The 212-nt window shown below is 69.3% G+C and carries 1 protein-coding gene; it reads right to left on the bottom strand.

Annotation, left to right across the window (positions count from 1 at the left end; genetic code table 11):
- Nucleotides 1-104: 104 nt before the first annotated feature.
- Nucleotides 105-212: NADH-quinone oxidoreductase subunit K (locus IJ15_RS0124415; RefSeq protein WP_031940906.1), on the bottom strand; the 108-nt coding region annotated here is incomplete at its 5' end.

Here is a 212-nt window from a genome sequence, read left to right as displayed (position 1 = left end):
AGCGGTCGCTGCGCCGACCGGCGAGCAGCAGGACGGCGGCCCCGAGCAGCGGAATCGCCGGCAGGAGCCAGATGAGTGATTGAATGCCCGTCCCCCCGTTCACGTCAGTACTTCAGCAGGTCGGCGCCGTCGACCGAGGCCGACCGTCGGGCGCGGAAGATGGTCATGATGATCGCGAGGCCGATGACGACCTCGGCCGCGGCGACCACCAT

It is taken from the genome of Prescottella defluvii, from assembly GCF_000738775.1.
Taxonomy (GTDB): domain Bacteria; phylum Actinomycetota; class Actinomycetes; order Mycobacteriales; family Mycobacteriaceae; genus Prescottella; species Prescottella defluvii.
This window is presented reverse-complemented; position numbering and strand designations above follow the sequence as displayed.